Origin of the sequence: Pauljensenia hongkongensis (genome assembly GCF_001746855.1) — a bacterium.
GTDB lineage: Bacteria > Actinomycetota > Actinomycetes > Actinomycetales > Actinomycetaceae > Pauljensenia > Pauljensenia hongkongensis.
Window position 1 is genome coordinate 682256 of the sequence record NZ_CP017298.1, and the last position, 16687, is coordinate 698942.

Consider the following 16687-nt stretch of genomic DNA (forward strand, 5'->3'; position numbering starts at 1 on the left):
GGCGCGCGGGTCTGGGACAATGGGGGGATGACCGCGATGCTCAACGCCCTCCTCGACGACCTGGAAGACTCCGGGAGCCTCACCGACGACGACGCCCTCTACGCGGCCTTCGCCGGATGGGCGGAGGGCACCGGACGTCCCCTCTACCCCCACCAGGACGAGGCGCTCATCGAGATCCTCGCCGGCAACCACGTCATCGCCGCCACCCCCACGGGCTCGGGCAAGTCGATGATCGCGCTCGCCGCGCACTTCGTGTCCATGGCCCACGGGGGCCGCTCCTACTACACGGCTCCCCTCAAGGCACTCGTGTCGGAGAAGTTCTTCGACCTGGTCGCCCTCTTCGGCGCCGACAACGTCGGCATGGTCACCGGGGACGTCTCCCTCAACGCCACCGCCCCGATCATCTGCTGCACCGCGGAGATCCTGGCGAACCAGTCCCTGCGCGAGGGCCCCGGCCTCGACTGCGACATGGTCGTCATGGACGAGTTCCACTTCTACGGGGACCGCCAGCGCGGCTGGGCGTGGCAGGTGCCGCTGCTGGAGCTCACGGGCGCGCAGTTCGTCGCGATGAGCGCCACCCTGGGGGACACCTCGCGCTTCGAGGAGGCGTGGCGGGAGCGCACGGGCCGTCCCGTGGCGCTGGTCGACGACGCCGAGCGGCCCGTGCCCCTGGAGTTCGAGTACGTGGTGGACCGCCTGCCGGACACGGTCGAGCGCCTGCTCGGCGAGGGCCGCTGGCCCGTGTACATCGTGCACTTCTCCCAGCGCGACGCGGTGGCCACCGCCAAGTCCTTCGACCGCAACTCCCTGGTCCCCAAGGACCGCAAGGCCCAGATCGGGGCCGCCCTGGCGGGCGTCCACTTCGGGCGGGGCTTCGGCCAGACCCTGCGCTCCCTGCTGGTCCAGGGCGTCGGAGTCCACCACGCGGGGATGCTGCCGCGCTACCGGCGCCTCGTCGAGCGCCTCACCCAGCGGGGCCTGCTGCCCATCGTGTGCGGCACGGACACGCTGGGGGTCGGCATCAACGTGCCGATCCGCACGGTCCTGATGACCTCCCTCATCAAGTTCGACGGCGCGCGGATGCGCCACCTGAGCGCCCGCGAGTTCCACCAGATCGCGGGCCGGGCGGGGCGCGCGGGCTTCGACACGGTCGGTTTCGTGCGGGTCCTGGCCCCCGAGCACGAGGTGGACGCCGCCCGCGAGAGGGCGCGCCTCAGCGCGGCGCAGGAGGCGGCCCGCGACGCCCGCGAGGCCAAACGCGCCGCGAAGAAGGCAGCGAAGAAGCGCAAGGGCCCCGCCGACGGCTCGGTCTCGTGGACGCGCTCGACCTTCGACCGCCTCGTCGGGGCGGCCCCCGAGCAGTTGAGGAGCCGTTTCGAGATGACGCACGCGATGGTGCTCAACGTCCTGGCGGGCGCCCAGGGCGCCGGGCGGGATCCGGGCGAGCACCTCGTGTGGCTGGCGCGCTCCAACGACGACCCGCCCACTGCCTCGAACCCGCACCTGCGGCGCTTGGGCGACATCTACTCGTCGATGCGGCGCGCGGGGGTGGTCTCGCACGAGTCCTCGGCGCGCGCCGCCGCCCAGGGGCGCCCCCGGCTGCGCGCCGCCACGGACCTGCCCGACGACTTCGCCCTCAACCAGCCCCTGTCGCCCTTCGCCCTGGCCGCCCTGGAGCTGCTGGACCCGTCCTCGCCGGAGTTCGCCCTGGACGTGGTGTCCGTCGTGGAGGCCGTGCTCGAGGACCCCCGGCCCCTGCTCTTCGCGCAGGAGAAGGCGGCGCGGGGGGAGGCCGTGGCCGCCATGAAGGCGCAGGGCATGGAGTACGAGGAGCGCATGGAGGCCCTGGAGGAGGTGACGTGGCCGCGCCCTCTCGCCGAGTTGCTCGAGGCCGCGTTCCACACCTACGTGGCGGCGAACCCGTGGGTGGGCGCCCTGGAGATCTCGCCGAAGTCGGTGGTGCGGGAGATGGTGGAGAACGCCATGACCTTCACGGAGCTCGTGTCCCGCTACGACGTGGGGCGCTCGGAGGGCGTGGTGCTGCGCTACCTCACCGACGCGTACAGGGCGCTGCGCCAGATCGTCCCCGAGTCCATGCAGACCGACGAGGTCCGCTCCATCGTCGAGTGGTTGGCGGCGCTGATCCGGGCGGTGGACTCGTCGTTGCTGGACGAGTGGGAGGCCCTGTCGCAGGGGCGCTCGTGGGACCAGGCGGGCGACGCGGACGCCTCGGCGGGCGCGGAACTGGCGTTCGGCGCCGACGAGGACGGCACCGTGGCGTTCAGCGCGAACCGGCACGCGTTCCGCACCGCCGTGCGCGCCGCCATGTTCGCGCGCGTGGAGCTGATGAGCCGCGACGACGTCGACGGCCTGGCGCGCTTGGACGGCGCCGGGGCACCGGGGGCTCTGGCCGGGGCGGGCCCGTGGAGCGCGGACGACTGGGACCGCGCCCTGGAGCGCTACTGGGCGGAGCACGACTGGATCGGCATCGACGCCGCGGCGCGCTCGGCCTCGATGTGCGCGTTGAACGAGGCGCCCGCCCGCGAGGACGTGCTGGCGGTGCTTCCCCCCTCCGCCTCCTCGGACGCGGACCGGCGCCTGGCCGGGCGCGCCGAGGCGCTGGCGGACCTGGTCGACGAGGCGCTCCCGGGCTCCTACTGGCTGGCCGAGCAGACCCTCGCCGACCCCGACGGCGACCACGACTGGCGGATCGCCGCCCTGGTGGACGTGGCCGCCTCGGACCGCGCGGGCGCCGTGGACCTCGTGATCGTGACGGTTGCCGCACGCTGAATGGGCTCACTACCATGGGCCCATGCAGGAACAAACAGGCGCCGACGCCGCAGCCATCGCCCGGTGGGCGTTCTTCAACGAGATACCGATCCCCGAGGACGTCGGGGGGATCCTCGTCCCCGGCGAGACGCCCTACGCGGCGTTCGCGACCACCCGCGATTCCGCGGTCTTCACGTCGCACCGCCTCTTCGTCCGGGACGCGCAGGGGATCACTGGGAAGAAAGTGGAGATCTACTCCCTGCCCTACAGGGACATCATCATGTGGTCGTCGGAGAACGCCGGAACGATCGACATGACCGCGGAAGTGAAGCTCTGGACCCGGGCGGGCCTGGTCAGGGTCAACCTCGGGCGCAATATCGACGTCCGCCGCATCGACTACCTCATCGCGAACTGCGTCCTGAACTCCCACTGACGCGGGCCCGGGGCCCGACTGGCGGGGCATGCTGGGGCCGACGCACGGGAAGAGGGCCCGGCGAGTGAGCTACGGGCGCACTGACGCGCGCTGCCTCGTCAGCGCGCGTTGCTGGCAGACCCGCGCGGCGTACTGGGGCCAGCGCACGTTGCCGACAGCCCCGCGCGGCCGTCGCCCTCGGCACTGACACGGCGGTTACAGGCACTGACGATGGGCACCAGCGCCGCCGCCGACGCGCGTTGTCCGCACCGACGCGCGTTATTGTCACCGACGCGCGTTGTTGACATGAGCGCGCGTTATATCCCCCTCGCGGTGTCGACAACCCCCTCACAATGTCGACAACGCGCGTCCGTGTCGACAACCCCCTCACAATGTCGACAACGCGCGCCCACGCCCGCCTCGTGCCCGTGTACCTGCCAGGAGAACGCCCGGGGCGCGCACACGAGGGACCCGACACCCCACATCGGCTAGGCGCGCCTGGGCAGGGTCCCCGATCAGTCCCCGGGGGACGCACACAAGGACCCCGATTTACGAAACACGCACCGCACACAAGGGCCTGGTTCCGCCCTTGTGTGCGGTGCCGTGTTGCCTAATTCCCTCCCTTGTGTGCGACACCGGGGGATGGGCGCAGAAAACGGACAGGAGCAGGGGCATACCCACCCGCAAACGGCGGACCCGCCGAGAAAGGGGCTGCTAGATTCCAGCGGCGCCCAGGGAAACCGCGAGCCAGAACAGCGTCCGTGCCAGGCGGCCAGCACGGCGCGGCCGCGGCGCCTGGGGAGACTGCGGACCAGAACAGCGCCCACGGGCCTGGCACCGGCCGGCCACAGGGGCCGCCCCACGACAACGGCCTCACATCCCGCATCGGCTAGGCGCGCCTGGGCCGGGCCCCCCGGTCAGTCCCCGGGGGGGACGCTGTGCTAGGCGCGCGCCCGGGCGGCCCTGCGGAGCCCCCAGTCGACGGCCGCGAAGAGCCCCAGGAACGCCATCGCCCCGGCCAGGATGGCGCCGATGACGGCGAGGGCCTGCCCGTAGCCGATCCGCGTGACGTTGAGGAACGCGTACGGGTACTGGTGGACGAGCGCGCCCCGGGCCATCGTGTAGGCGACCCAGGCGACGGGGATGGCGAGCGCACGGACGACCGTGCCCCACGTGATGCCGCCGCGCGGGCCGAAGACGAAGGCAGCGGCGACCATAGCCGCGGGGACGACGACGTGCTGCAGGGGGTTCGTGATGACCGCGATCCCCCTCAGGGTCTCCGAAGGGGCGATCAGCACCGCGTAGACGATGGCGGTCACCGTGATCATCATGGTGGCGCACAGGTGGATGGCGCGCGTCCACCGCCCCACCGGTCCGCTGCCCCTGGCCAGGCGGGTGGCGATGACGGCGACGACGATGTTCGACAGCTCGGTGAAGTAGGACAGGCATTCGACGAGCCGCTGGGGCGCCCCCGCCCACCCTTCGGGAGCCCCGGCGAAGAGGCCCGGCTCGTAGAACGCGGGCGGCGGGTACCCCCCGGCGGTGGTGATGGAGACGGTGGCGGCCACCCCCGCCCACGCGAGGACCGCGACCACCGCGTAGGCGGCTCGACCGCGCCGGGAAAGGGATGGGGTGCTAGTGCTGGTCATGCGCCCCACTGTAGCGCTTGCGCCCGCTCCCCGGCCGGGGCGCTCACGCCCGAGCGGCGGGCGCGGGCCGCTCGCCGATCTCCTGCTGGAGGCGCAGCAGGTACCCGTCGGGGTCCTGGACCAGGAATTGGCGGACGCCGATCTCGATGCCGCCCGCCCTGTACCACTTCTCCTCGGTCTCGACGAAGACGGGCCACTGCGCGTCGCGGATGCGGCGCCGCGCTGCGTCCAGGTCGGCGACCTGCACCTCGAGGTTGATCCCCCTGCCCAGGGGAGGGTCGAGGTCGGCGGTGGCCCATGTCCGTCCGGCGTCGATCTGGTCGAGCATCACGTGGGCGCCGCCCAGGACGAGGTACCCGAACCCCTCCTCGGGGCGCTCGTACTCGACGGAGAACCCGACGAGGCCGCACCAGAACCGTTTGGAGGCCGGGTAGTCGGTGACGGCGAGCTCGGGCACGAGGGCTGGTCCACTGGTCATGGGCACACTGTAGCGGGAGCGCGCCGAATGCCCGGGTCGCCGCCCATCAGCCGAGGATGTCCGAGTGCGATCCAGTCCGAACCGCAACGAGCGCGCGCAGTGGGCCGTCCTCTCAGTCATCGCCGATGCCTGCCATCAGTTCGCCAACGCCCGCGCATCGGCCCGTGCCCGAGCGCGCCTGCACCGCTGCGCGCCCACGGCGCGCGGGTCCTACTGGGCGCACAGGGGGACGACCTCGGCGCCCGCCAGCTCCGCCAGGTCGAGAGGGCTGAGCTCCACGGACAGCCCGCGCCTGCCGCCCGAAACGACCACGGCCTCGTGGTCCAGGCACGACTCGTCGATGAAGGTCCTGTGCCGCGTCGTCTGCCCCAGGGGGCTGATCCCGCCGACCACATAGCCGGTCCGCCGCTGTGCGACGGCCGGGTCGGCCATCTCGGCGTGCTTGGCGCCCGCTGCCCTGGCGATGAGCTTCATGGACAGGCGCGCCAGGGCGGGCACGCACCCGACGGCGAACTCGCCCGTCGGCTCCAGGCGGACCATGAGGGTCTTGAAAGCCTGCGCGGGGTCGATCCCCAGCTTCTCCACGGTCTCCTCGCCGAACGCCCGGGCGGCGGGGTCGTGCTCGTACTCGTGGACGGTGAAGGGCGCGCCGGCCGCCGTCAGTTCTTCGATGGCGCGGGTGGGCCCGCCGCCCTGCCCTTTGCCGTGTTTGCGAGCCATGGCGCCCAGTCTACGGCGTCATAGGACCGAGGCGAAGCGGTCGTCGACGATCGCCGTCCCGAAGGGGAAGCAGGTCACGGGGATCATCTTCAGGTTCGCGATGGCCAGGGGGAGGCCGATGATGGTGATGGCCTGCAGGAGGGCCGTGAACACGTGCCCGATCGACAGCCACAGCCCGGCCACGACGAACCACACGAGGTTCATGAGGGCAGATCCGGCCCCCGCTCCGGGCAACGGGACGACGCGCCTGCCGAAGGGCCAGAGCACGTAGGCGGCGATCCTGAAGCAGGCGACCGAGGCGGGGATGGTGATGATGAAGAGCATCGAGACCAGGCCGGCCAGGACGTACAGGACGAAGAGCTCGATACCGCCGAAGACCAGCCAGATCACGTTGAGGATGATGCGCATCGCCGTAAGCCTTTCAATGCGGGGGCCGAACAGGTCAGTATGCCAGGCGCCCGCCCCCGGAGCCATCGCACGGGCATCGGGATCCTCCCTGGAACACCCATGATTACCAACTACCTGTGCGGGCGCGGGCGCGGGGAGCGCCGCCCTGCCCACCGCCCCTCCCGGCGCCATTCCCACTGCGGCGGCCGGGCGGGCGCGTAGGATCGGGCCATGACGATCTACGAGGCGATCTCAGCAGCCAGGCGCGCCATCGACGAGGCGGCGCGCGCGGCGGGCCGCACCGACCGCGTTGCCCTGGAGCTCGCGGCCAAGACCCGCACCCCCGGTGAGTGCTACGAGGCCGCCGCCTGCCTCGCGCGCCTCGGCGGGCCCGTGCTGGTCGGCCACAACCGCGTCCAGGAGGCCCGCGCCACCGCTGAGGCGGTACGCCGCGTGGACGGTGCCCGCATCCACTTGATCGGCCCCCTGCAATCCAACAAGATCAACCAGGCCCTGGCCTGCGTGGACGCCGTGGAAACCGTGTCCAGCGCGGAGCTCGCCCGTAGGATCGACGCCCGCGCCACCCGCCCGCTCCCCGTGTTCGTCCAGGTGAACGTCTCGGGCGAGGCCACCAAGAGCGGGTGCGCGCCGGACGCGGTGGCGCCCGTCGTCGACGCAGTGTCCGAGTGCGCGAACCTGCGGCTCGCCGGGTTCATGACCGTCGGCCTCAACTCCACCGACGAGGCGCCCGTGCGCCGCGCCTACGCCCGTCTGCGCTCCATCCGCGACGCCGCCGCCGCCCGGACGGGCATCGGCGCCGCGTCGTTGGAGTTGTCGATGGGCATGAGCCGCGACATGGCGTGGGCCATCGCCGAGGGGGCGACCATCGTGCGCCTGGGAACGGCGGTCTTCGGCGCCCGCCTCGTCCGCCTCCCCGCACCCGCCGGAGCCGGATGGAACGCGCACTAGGACCGGATGGGAGGCGCACTAGGATGGGCTCCATGACCACCGTGCTCGCAGGTTTCACCGCGGCGCTCCTGGCGCTCGCCCCGATCACCAACCCCATCGGCGCGCTCGCCGCCTTCGCGGGCCTGACCGCCGGTGGCGACCCCGGCTCGGTCCGTTCCCAGGCGTGGAAGACCGGCGGCTACGTGTTCGGCATTCTGACGGCTTTCGCGGTCAGCGGCTCGGTTATCATGCGCTTCTTCGGCTTCGACCTGCCGGCCCTGCAGATCGCCGGGGGCATCGTCGTCGCCCACTCGGGCTTCTCCATGCTGGAGAACAAGCGCCGGACCACCACCGATGAGGAGCAGCACGCCGCCGCCAAGGAGGACGTCTCCTTCTCCCCCATGGCGCTGCCGCTGATCGCCGGCCCCGGCTCGATCGGCGTCGTCATCGCCCTGGCCGCCCGCGACCCCTCCCCCGCCTTCCATGTCGGCATCGTCCTGGGCGTCCTGGTCGCGTCGGCGGTCATCGCGGCGCTGCTGCGCTACGCGACACCGTGGATCGACAAGCTCGGCGCCACCGGGGTCGGCGCTATCGTGCGGATCATGGGCTTCCTGATCCTGGTGATCGGCGTGGAGCTCATCATCCACGGCATCCGTTCGCTCCAGCTGTTCTGAGCCAAGGGCGCCCCGGGGACGGCGGTCTTCGGGGTCCGCTGAGCCCAATCGCGCACACAACGGCCGGAATTACGCAACACGCCGCCGCACACAAGGGCCGAATCAAGCCGCCCAGTGCGAGCAGTGTTTCCTAATTCGGAGCCCTTGTGTGCGCACACGGGCAGACCACTGCCCCGCCGCGCGCGGCCGACGGGGCGCCGGCTCTCAAGGAGCGCTCAGGGGATGCGGTGCACCCACTCGGGGCGGGCGAACTTCGTCTCGCACCGGGCACGGGCGACCTCCAGGTCCTCCTCGGTGATCGCGCCCTCGGTGGCGTGGTACTTGTCCTTGAAGTGGTCGAAGAACACCCGCATGATCTCCTCGCGGGGCAGACCCGTCTGGGAGCGCATGGGGTCCACGCGCTTGACGGCACTGCGCGTCCCCTTGTCCCGGATCTTCTCCATGCCGATGCGCAGGACCTCGTTCATCTTCACGGCGTCGATGTCGTAGGCCATGGTCACATGGTGCACCATGTAGCCGTTCGCCCAGCGCTTCTGCGCGGCGCCGCCGATCTTGCCCGCCTCGGAGGCGATGTCGTTGAGGGGCACGTACTTCGCCTTGATGCCCAGCTTCTCCAGGACCTCCATCACCCACTGGTCCAAGTACGGGTAGGCCTGCTCGAAACTCATCCCGTCCACCAGCGCCGTGGGGATCACCAGCGAGTAGGTGATGCAGTTGCCGGGCTCCATGAACATGGCGCCGCCCCCCGTGACGCGCCGCGACACCGTGATGCCGTAGCGCTCCACCCCATCGGGCTGGACCTCGTTCTGGTAGGACTGGAAGGAGCCGATCACCACCTGCGGCCCGTTCCACTCCCACAGGCGCATGAAGGGCCTACGGCGCCCGGCGGCCACGTCCTCGACCAGGGTCTCGTCCAAGGCGACGTTCACCATGGGATCGACGACGGGGCCGTGGATCACCTCGAAGTCGATGTCGTCCCACGACAGGGCCGCGCCGAGGGCCCGCCGCACCGCGATCCCCACGGCCTCCGGGTTCACGCCCATGAGGGTGTCCCCGCCGTGGAGGGCGGCGGCGACCAGGGCGGACAGCTCCTTCGCGCTCGACGAGGCGGGCGCCCCCTCCAAAGCGCCCGTGATGCGGGTGAGCGCGTCGTCGGGGTCGAGGAAGAAGTCCCCGGAGACATTCACGTCGATGAGCCGGTCCTGGTCGACCTCGAGGTCGACGACAACGAGTTTCCCGCCGGGGACTTTGTATTCGCCATGCATGGGGCCGATTCTCTCACAAGCCCGGCGGGGCCCGCCGGACGGCGACTGGTGCCAGCAGTGGGGGCGCGCCCCGGCCTCGTGGCGCGGGCCCGTGGCGCCAGCAGGAGCACCGGGACTGGGCCGCTGGTCCGGGGGCAGGGGGCTCAGATGTCGAGGCGGCGCAGCAGCTCCGCAGGCGGGAGGCCGCCGTTGACGATGTAGTCGTGGAACACGGGCGAGGCCTGACATCCGGTGAAGACCTCCTCGGGGTGCAATTCGGCGGTGAAGGGCTCCCCGCCGCCGAATTCCCATTCGACCTCCACCCAGGCGCCGGGGTCCCGCACGGGTTCGCGCGCGACCCTGTAATGCTCGTAAGCGCCGTCCGCCCCGGTGACGCGGATCTCGACGGTCATCGCTTCCGCTGAGCCGCCGCACTGGATGTAGTTCCTGCGCGAGTAGTGGTCCAAGGGCACATCCTCGGGGTCCCCGGCCCCCGGCGGCAGCGCCCACAGGATCAGCGCGTACCGGCGCGAGCCGTCGAAACGGCGGGGCGACTCGAGGGTCGCGCGGACCCAGTCGGCGAATGCTCCGGGCTCCTGGAAGGCGTCGAACCTCTCGACCTCCCCGATCCCCGCGATCAACTCACTGCAGACGAAACGCCTCATCTCTCCTCCTGCGCAGTGCCCGGTCCAGTCGTCCCAGCGTATCGGCCGCCGCCGACTGCGCCAAGGGGCCGCAGCGGCCCGGGCCTGCAGTGCGGGCCGCGCGGGAGCGGACACAGCGCAACAGGGCCGCGTCAGACGGGCGGGTGGCCGACCGGCCCTGCCGATGATCCGGCGCGCCCCTCCTCCAGGAGGCGGCGCAGCAGGGCCATGTCGTGGAGGTCCTCGGGGCGCGGATCGTAGCCCTCGTGGAGTTCCATCAGCCGGGAGGCGGTGGCGACCACGACCGAACGCCCGCTGATACTGCCGAGCGTGCGGTCGGCGGCGCGGTGGGCGAAGACCTGTGAGCCGAAACCCGCCTGCAGGCCATCGCCCCTTTCGTCGACGTCCATCGGATGCAGATCGACGCCGAGGTCCCCTTTCCTGAGCTCCACACGGATCGGCAGCCAGTCCACGACCACCTGGTAGCCCCGTCCGCGCAGCCACTGGGACAGTTGGTCGCACGCGCCCGCCTCGACGATGACATCGAGGTCCCGGTGGCGGCGGGTGGCGCGTCCGACCAGCGCGTCGACCGCCCAGCCTCCTGTGATGACATGGACCGCCCCGTGCTGCTCCAACCAGTCGACGACGGCGATCACCTCATCGGCGTGCATACCCCCGTCGGCACCGTCGTTCCCGTTGGCCCGCATCATGGATCCTCCTCCCGCATAGGCACGGCCGCCAATGCGCCGCCGTGGCTCCGCCCGTCAGCGCAGCGCCCTGTTGACGGCGGAGATGACGGCCTTGTACGAGGCGCGGGAGATGGACGAGTCGATGCCGACCCCCCACACGATCTGGCCGTCTATGGCGGCCTCCACGTAGGCGGCGGCCTTCGCGTCGCGGCCCTGGCTCATGGCGTGCTCGGAGTAGTCGAGGATGCGCACGTCCAGGTCGAACTCGTGGAGGGCGGAGACGAAGGCGTCGATGGGGCCCGTCCCCTTGGCGTTGACGGTGACGGGCGCGCCGGAGTCGATGAGGACCGTGGTGAGCTCGACGTGCTCGTCGTCGATGGTGCCGACCTGGCTGGAGCGCAACTCGAAGCGCCCCCACGGCTGCAGGCCGGGGGCCGCCGAGGTGGGCAGGTACTCGTCGGCGAAGACCGCCCACAGGGTGTCCGCGTCGACCTCGCCGCCGTAGGTGTCCGTGTGGCGCTGGACGATGCGGGAGAACTCCACCTGGAGGCGCCTGGGCAGCTCGAGGGCGTGGGCGGTGGACATGAGGTAGGCGACGCCGCCCTTGCCGGACTGGGAGTTGACGCGGACGACCGCCTCGTAGGAGCGCCCCACGTCGTGCGGGTCGATGGGCAGGTAGGGCAGCTCCCAGGGGACGGCGTTCTCGTCCCCGCCGGCAGCGGCGACTTTCACGGCGCGGGCCGCGAAGCCCTTCTTGATGGCGTCCTGGTGGGAGCCGGAGAAGGACGTGTAGACGAGGTCGCCCACGTAGGGGGTGCGCGGCGGGGTGTCCATCTGCGTGCAGTACTCAACGGTGCGGCGGATGGCGTCCACGTCGGACAGGTCGACGCCCGGGTCGATGCCCTGGCTGAACAGGTTGAGCCCCAGGGTGACCAGGTCGACGTTGCCGGTGCGCTCGCCCTGGCCCAGCAGGCAGCCCTCGATGCGGTCGGCCCCGGCCATCACCGCTAGCTCGGCGGAGGCGATGCCGGTGCCCCGGTCGTTGTGGGGGTGGGCCGACAGGGCGATGTGCTCGCGCCGCGACAGGTTGCGGCTCATGTACTCGATCTGGTCCGCGAACACGTTGGGGGTGGCGCGCTCGACGGTGGAGGGCAGGTTGAGGATGATCTCGCGGTCCGCGCCCGGCTGCCACACGTCCATGACCGCCTCGCAGATCTCCAGGGCGAAGTCGCGCTCGGTGTCGACGAAGATCTCGGGGGAGTACTCGAAGCCGAATACCGTGTCGTCGCCGAGGCGCTTCTCGGCCTGCGCGATGACCTCGCGCGTGCCGGTGACGGCCAGGTCGACAGTGGCGGCGCGGTCAGCCCGGAAGACGACCTCGCGGAAAACGGGGGCGGTCGCGTTGTACAGGTGCACGGTGGCGCGCGGGAACCCCACGATGGCCTCCACGGTGCGCTCGATGAGCTCGGACCGCGACTGGGTGAGCACGGAGACGGTGACATCGCCCGGGACAGCGTCGTCGTCGACGAGGGAGCGCACGAAGTCGAAGTCAGTCTGCGAGGCAGCGGGGAAGCCGATCTCGATCTCCTTGTAGCCCAGCCCCACGAGCAGGTCGAACATCCGGCGCTTGCGCGCGGGGTCCATGGGCTCGATGAGGGCCTGGTTCCCGTCGCGCAGGTCGGTGCTCATCCACCGCGGCGCCCGGGTGATGCGCTTGTCGGGCCACGTCCGGTCGGGCAGGGCGACGGGGTTGACGTCGAGGAAGGCCCGGTACTTCGCGGCGGGCATGGCGGAGCCGGTGGGCGTGGGTACGGATGCCGTGGTCTTCATGGTGCAATCGTAGGGGCACCGGCGAGGCGGGGGCCGGCGGGGTGCGCATCGTGGACGGACCGCCGGCCGCCGGGGTGCGCATCGCGGACCGACGGCGGAGGCCGCCGGGCGGAGGCGGCGGCCGTTCTCCGGCGGCGGGGGACCGCCTCGTGCGACAATATGGGCACGCACGCCCCCCACCAATGGAGGTCCCCCTTGAGCGCGCCGGCACTCTTCCAGGCTTTCACCCCCTCGACGACCGCGGTCGCGGGGAACGTCTTCGCAACGGCGCTGGTGGGCGTGGCCCCATTGATCCTGTTCTTCGTGCTCATGGGGGTCTTCAAAGTGGCCACCCACTGGTGCGCCCTCATCTCGCTGGCCACCTCGGTCGCGATCGCGGTCCTCGCCTTCCGCATGCCGGTCGGCATGGCGCTCCTGGCGGGCACCCAGGGCGCCGCGATGGGCTTCATGCCGATCATCTACATCATCATCGCGGCCGTGTGGCTGTACAACCTCACTGAGAAATCGGGCCGCAGCGCCGACCTGAAGGCCGTGTTCAACACGATCGGGCGCGGCGACCAGCGCGCGCAGGCCCTCATCGTCGCATTCTGCTTCTGCGGCCTGCTGGAGGGCCTGGCCGGCTTCGGCGCCCCCGTCGCCATCACCTGCGCCATGCTGGTCACCCTGGGCGTGCCCAAGATCAAGGCCGCCGTCGTCACCGTCGTCGGCAACGCCATCAACGTCGGCTTCGGCGCCATGGCGATCCCCACGACCACGGCCGGCCGCCTCGGCGGCGGCGATCCGACCGTCGTCGCCACCGACATGGGGCACCTGACCTGGGTCTTCTGCCTCTTCATCCCCTTCCTCCTGCTCTTCATCCTGGACGGGGGCAGGGGCGTGCGCCAGCTGTGGCCCCTCGGCCTCGTCGCGGGCGCCGCAGCCGGAGCGGGCCACTTCCTCACCCCTTCCGTCTCCTACGAGCTGACCGCGGTCGTCGCCTCCCTGCTGGGCTTCGCGGCCTGCTACGTGTTCCTGCTGCTGTGGGGCCCCACGACGCCCGAGGAGTGCGCGACCTCGGCCGACGAGTCGGACAAGCCCACCGGGTCCCGCATCGGCCTGGCGCTCATGCCCTACGTGCTGGTCGTCGTTATTATTGCGATCACGAAGCTGGCCAAGCCCGTCGCCGAATTCTTCTCCTCCACTGACGTGAAGATCCCGTGGCCCGGTGTCTACGGCCACCTCCTTGCCGCTGACGGGTCCCCGTCGACGGCTGCCGTGTACTCGCTGTCGATTCTGTCCAACCCCGGCACGTGGATTTTCGTCACCGGCATCATCGTCGCCATCGTGTACGGCAAGAACTCCTCCGGAGGCCGTTTCGCCACCTCCGTCCCCGAGATGTTCGCGGTCCTGCCGCGCACCATCTACTCGCTGCGCATGGCGATCCTGACGATCGCCTCCGTCATGGCCCTCGCCTTCGTCATGAACTTCTCCGGGCAGACCACCTCCATCGGCGCCGCACTGGCCACGACGGGCGCGGCGTTCGCGTTCCTCTCCCCCATCCTGGGGTGGATCGGCACGGCGGTCGCGGGTTCGGCGACCTCCGCGGGCGCGCTCTTCGCGAACCTCCAGTCCACTGCCGCCGCGGGCGCTGGCCTGGACCCGCACATCCTCCTGGCCGCCAACACGATCGGCGGCGGCATCGGCAAGATCGTCTCGCCCCAGAACCTCGCGATCGCGGCGACCTCGGTGAACTCGGAGGGATCGGACGCGGAGATCCTCAAGAAGGCCGCGCCCTACTCGATCGGCCTGCTCCTGGTCCTGTGCACCCTGGTGTTCATCGCCTCACAGGGATGGCTGGGGGCGTACATGCCCTCCTGATCCCCCGCGCGACCTGACCCTGTCCGTTCCCCGCAGACGCCCGCGCAGCGGGCCCGCGGGGCGTCCCACGAAGGAGGGGAACGCGCCAGCGCGCTGGCGCACAGCCCATGCGACTCCCCATTCGGTTCCTCACAGCCCTGGCCTCCTCGGCGTCCGTGGCGGCCCTCGCCTCCGGCTGCGCCCAGGGCGACCCGCGTTTCGCCCCTTTCACCTCGAAGACCGACGCCGAGCCGACCATCGCCGCGCGGACCGACTCGTTCAACGAGCGGATGCCGAACCTGGGCGCGACCGAGGGGCACTACGCGGCGGCGACGACATCCTCCGGCAGGGGCCTGCCCTCACCGGACCAGCAGTACTGGTTCACCGGGGTCGCCACGGTCCCCGCCGAGACGATCGCGGTGCTCCAACCGGGCGCCACCGGGAACGCGGACAAACTGCCCGGAATCCACCCGGAGCTCTACCAGTACGTGCCGAAGAACTGCCAGTTCGCGACCATCGCCGCCGACCACGCCAATTCGGTGCTCGACACGGCGAAGACCGATTTCAATTCCGACTTCGGCTCCTTCAGCGTCACGGGGCTCGCCGCCTCGGCTGACTGCAACCTCGTCGTGGTGACCGGCGAGGGCGTCTTCGGCTGACGCCGCTAAGGCGCGCGGGCGCCTACGCACCCTTGTCGGGAAAGCGACGGCGGTGTAGCCTGTGCGGTGACGGCGCTGCGGGGCTCCCCTCGTGCTGCGGGGCGCCGCCCACGAGCAGAGAGGACAGTCCAATGCCGGATTCCGACGCCTCCGCCCCGATCCCCGCCCCGCGGCCCGGGGCCTCCCTCATGGGGCCGGTCTCCCTGGTGGCGGGGCTCGTGCCCGTCTGCTTCTACCTCCTCGGGCCGCTACTGGGCCGCTGGGCCCTCTTCGATGACGCGCCCCTGGCCTTCACCGTCGTCCTCGCCGCGCTCCCACTGGCCTTCGTCCTCGGCGTCGCCGCCCTTTCCTCCGACGTGCGCCGTGGACGCCGCTGGGCGTGGGCGGGCGCGGGAGGCCTCGTCCTCTCCGCCGCGCTCCCTTTGATCGTCTCCGCCATCCGCTTCCTCGGCGCCCACTAGGCGCCCCCCGCACCGAAGGAGCCCCCATGCCCTCCCCGGACCGGGCGCCCGCCCAGGGCGCCGCATCCGCCTCCCGCCCCGCCGTCGCCGCCCTTGCCCTGGGCGCGGTCGCGTTCGCCTTGTCGGTGCTGGCCGTTCTCTGGGTCGGCCCCGTCGTGCTCCCCTGGGTGGCGCTGCCCGTGAGCTGGGCCGCCGCCGTCGTCGGCGTCGCGGTGGTGATCTCGATGGCCCGCGGGCGCCGCAGGGGCATATGGATGCCCGCCCTGGGGGCCGCCATGGGCCTCGCGTTCCCCGTCCTCGTCTCCATCGCGCCGTAGCCGGCCGCTCCCCGATCCGGCCGGGTCCTTGTTGCTGCGTATCCGACTCCGTATAATTCCCGTGACCCACGGCATGCGGGTGCCAGAGCGAGGGAAGGGACGACGATGGAGTGGATTCCATGCGGGAGCGGGCACGAGCTCAGCATCCAGGACGGCGCGGTCGTCGCCCGCAACTCCAAGGGCAGGATCCTCAAATCCGTGCCCGCCGCGGCGAAGAAGACGCCCGAGTGGGAGGACTTGGACGCGGTCCTCGTCTTCCTCCACCAGCACGACGCCGAGGCGGGGGACGCGGTGCAGCGCTGGTTCCTGCGCTCCCTGCCCGTTCCCCGCGCGCTGCTCGCCGCAGTGTGGCCCGACGAGGCGTGGCGCTCATGGCTGACCGACCTGGTCGTGTCCACCCCCGACGGCTGCCTCGCCGGGTTCCTGCGGGCCGCCGACGCCGACGGCCTGGGCGTGGTCGACCTGGACGGGGAGTCCGTGCGGATCGACGCCGAGCGCGTCCTCATCCCCCACCCCGCCATCATCCCCGACCTCGACGACCTGCGCGAGTTCGCGGCCGAACTGTCCCTGTCCCAGCGCTTCGACCAGCCGTTCCGGGAGGTCCACCGGCCGGATCCCGCCAACGCCGAGCGCACGCAGCTCACCGACTGGTCGGGGGGAGCCTTCGACCAGCTGCGTTTCGCCACCGGGCGCGCCGCCTCCTCCGGTTTCAAGGTCTCGGGCGGCTACGCCGTGTGCCCCGTGTACGAGGACGGGGCGCTCATCACCGCGCGCTACTGGATCGGGGCCGACGCCCCCGACTACGAGACGGAGACCGGGGACCTCCACTGGATCCGCTCTGGCGACCCCGTCCCCATCGGGCAGGTCGGCCCCGTCGCCTACTCCGAGGGCGTGCGCATGGCCACCCGCATATACGCCGGCCGCAAGCCCGACAAGACGGAGGGCGCCTGAGCCCGGCGGCTGCGCCGGC

At 71.4% G+C, this 16687-nt stretch carries 17 protein-coding genes; 9 read left to right on the plus strand and 8 right to left on the minus strand.

The features are described 5' to 3' along the window. Window positions 1-27 precede the first annotated feature (27 nt). Together BH719_RS02860 and BH719_RS02865 are read left to right on the plus strand one after the other, a co-directional pair. Entirely contained in the window at window positions 28-2790 is a 2763-nt protein-coding gene (locus BH719_RS02860; RefSeq protein WP_034255179.1) for a DEAD/DEAH box helicase, read from the plus strand. Between the two features lie 22 nt (window positions 2791-2812). After that, window positions 2813-3202, plus strand: coding sequence for a PH domain-containing protein (locus tag BH719_RS02865; RefSeq protein WP_009743236.1), 390 nt, complete (start codon window positions 2813-2815; stop codon window positions 3200-3202). 920 nt (window positions 3203-4122) lie between these two features. Here the strand turns inward: BH719_RS02865 and BH719_RS02870 are convergent. The 4 genes from BH719_RS02870 to BH719_RS02885 all read right to left on the minus strand — a co-directional run bounded on the left by BH719_RS02870 (window position 4123) and on the right by BH719_RS02885 (window position 6436). Continuing rightward, window positions 4123-4830 carry a Pr6Pr family membrane protein gene (locus BH719_RS02870; protein ID WP_009743237.1) on the minus strand — a complete coding sequence of 236 codons (708 nt, stop codon included), beginning with the start codon at window positions 4828-4830 and terminating at the stop codon, window positions 4123-4125. A 43-nt stretch (window positions 4831-4873) separates the two neighbouring features. Continuing rightward, window positions 4874-5308: a bleomycin resistance protein gene (locus tag BH719_RS02875; RefSeq protein WP_009743238.1), complete on the minus strand. Its 435-nt coding sequence runs from the start codon at window positions 5306-5308 to the stop codon at window positions 4874-4876. A gap of 210 nt (window positions 5309-5518) precedes the next feature. Beyond that, entirely contained in the window at window positions 5519-6028 is a 510-nt protein-coding gene (gene ybaK, locus BH719_RS02880) for a Cys-tRNA(Pro) deacylase (protein ID WP_009743239.1), read from the minus strand. An 18-nt stretch (window positions 6029-6046) separates the two neighbouring features. Next, the gene (locus BH719_RS02885; protein ID WP_034255181.1) at window positions 6047-6436 is read right to left on the minus strand and encodes a YccF domain-containing protein; all 390 of its coding nucleotides are present in this window, start codon (window positions 6434-6436) and stop codon (window positions 6047-6049) included. Window positions 6437-6646: 210 nt separating this feature from the next. On the opposite strand from BH719_RS02885, the gene BH719_RS02890 reads away from it, so the two are divergent. After that, a complete protein-coding gene (locus tag BH719_RS02890; RefSeq protein WP_009743241.1) occupies window positions 6647-7384 on the plus strand; it encodes a YggS family pyridoxal phosphate-dependent enzyme in 738 nt (245 codons plus the stop codon). A 32-nt stretch (window positions 7385-7416) separates the two neighbouring features. Beyond that, window positions 7417-8037, plus strand: coding sequence for a MarC family protein (locus BH719_RS02895; RefSeq protein WP_034255532.1), 621 nt, complete (start codon window positions 7417-7419; stop codon window positions 8035-8037). A gap of 215 nt (window positions 8038-8252) precedes the next feature. On the opposite strand, the gene lplAB is transcribed toward BH719_RS02895, so the two are convergent. From lplAB to leuA, 4 genes are all read right to left on the minus strand, one after another. Further along, entirely contained in the window at window positions 8253-9302 is a 1050-nt protein-coding gene (gene lplAB, locus BH719_RS02900) for a lipoate-protein ligase LplAB (RefSeq protein ID WP_009743243.1), read from the minus strand. A 143-nt stretch (window positions 9303-9445) separates the two neighbouring features. After that, window positions 9446-9946 (minus strand): hypothetical protein, encoded by a 501-nt coding sequence (locus BH719_RS02905; RefSeq protein WP_009743244.1) that lies wholly within the window; start codon window positions 9944-9946, stop codon window positions 9446-9448. 131 nt (window positions 9947-10077) lie between these two features. Next, window positions 10078-10635, minus strand: a complete 558-nt coding sequence (locus BH719_RS02910; protein WP_009743245.1) for a nucleotidyltransferase domain-containing protein — start codon at window positions 10633-10635, stop codon at window positions 10078-10080. A gap of 54 nt (window positions 10636-10689) precedes the next feature. Next, on the minus strand, window positions 10690-12444 hold the full coding sequence (leuA, locus tag BH719_RS02915; protein WP_009743246.1) for a 2-isopropylmalate synthase: 1755 nt from the start codon (window positions 12442-12444) through the stop codon (window positions 10690-10692). A 159-nt stretch (window positions 12445-12603) separates the two neighbouring features. Here leuA and BH719_RS02920 point away from each other — a divergent pair, with 159 nt between their 5' ends. The 5 genes from BH719_RS02920 (at window position 12604) to BH719_RS02940 (ending at window position 16668) form a co-directional block, all read left to right on the plus strand. Continuing rightward, window positions 12604-14301 carry an L-lactate permease gene (locus BH719_RS02920; protein WP_009743247.1) on the plus strand — a complete coding sequence of 566 codons (1698 nt, stop codon included), beginning with the start codon at window positions 12604-12606 and terminating at the stop codon, window positions 14299-14301. Window positions 14302-14408: 107 nt separating this feature from the next. Beyond that, window positions 14409-14939 (plus strand): hypothetical protein, encoded by a 531-nt coding sequence (locus tag BH719_RS02925; protein WP_009743248.1) that lies wholly within the window; start codon window positions 14409-14411, stop codon window positions 14937-14939. 131 nt (window positions 14940-15070) lie between these two features. Then, window positions 15071-15400 (plus strand): hypothetical protein, encoded by a 330-nt coding sequence (locus BH719_RS02930; protein ID WP_009743249.1) that lies wholly within the window; start codon window positions 15071-15073, stop codon window positions 15398-15400. A gap of 26 nt (window positions 15401-15426) precedes the next feature. Further along, window positions 15427-15717 (plus strand): hypothetical protein, encoded by a 291-nt coding sequence (locus BH719_RS02935; protein WP_009743250.1) that lies wholly within the window; start codon window positions 15427-15429, stop codon window positions 15715-15717. A gap of 105 nt (window positions 15718-15822) precedes the next feature. Next, window positions 15823-16668: a DUF4132 domain-containing protein gene (locus BH719_RS02940; RefSeq protein ID WP_009743251.1), complete on the plus strand. Its 846-nt coding sequence runs from the start codon at window positions 15823-15825 to the stop codon at window positions 16666-16668. The last annotated feature ends 19 nt before the right edge of the window (window positions 16669-16687 follow it).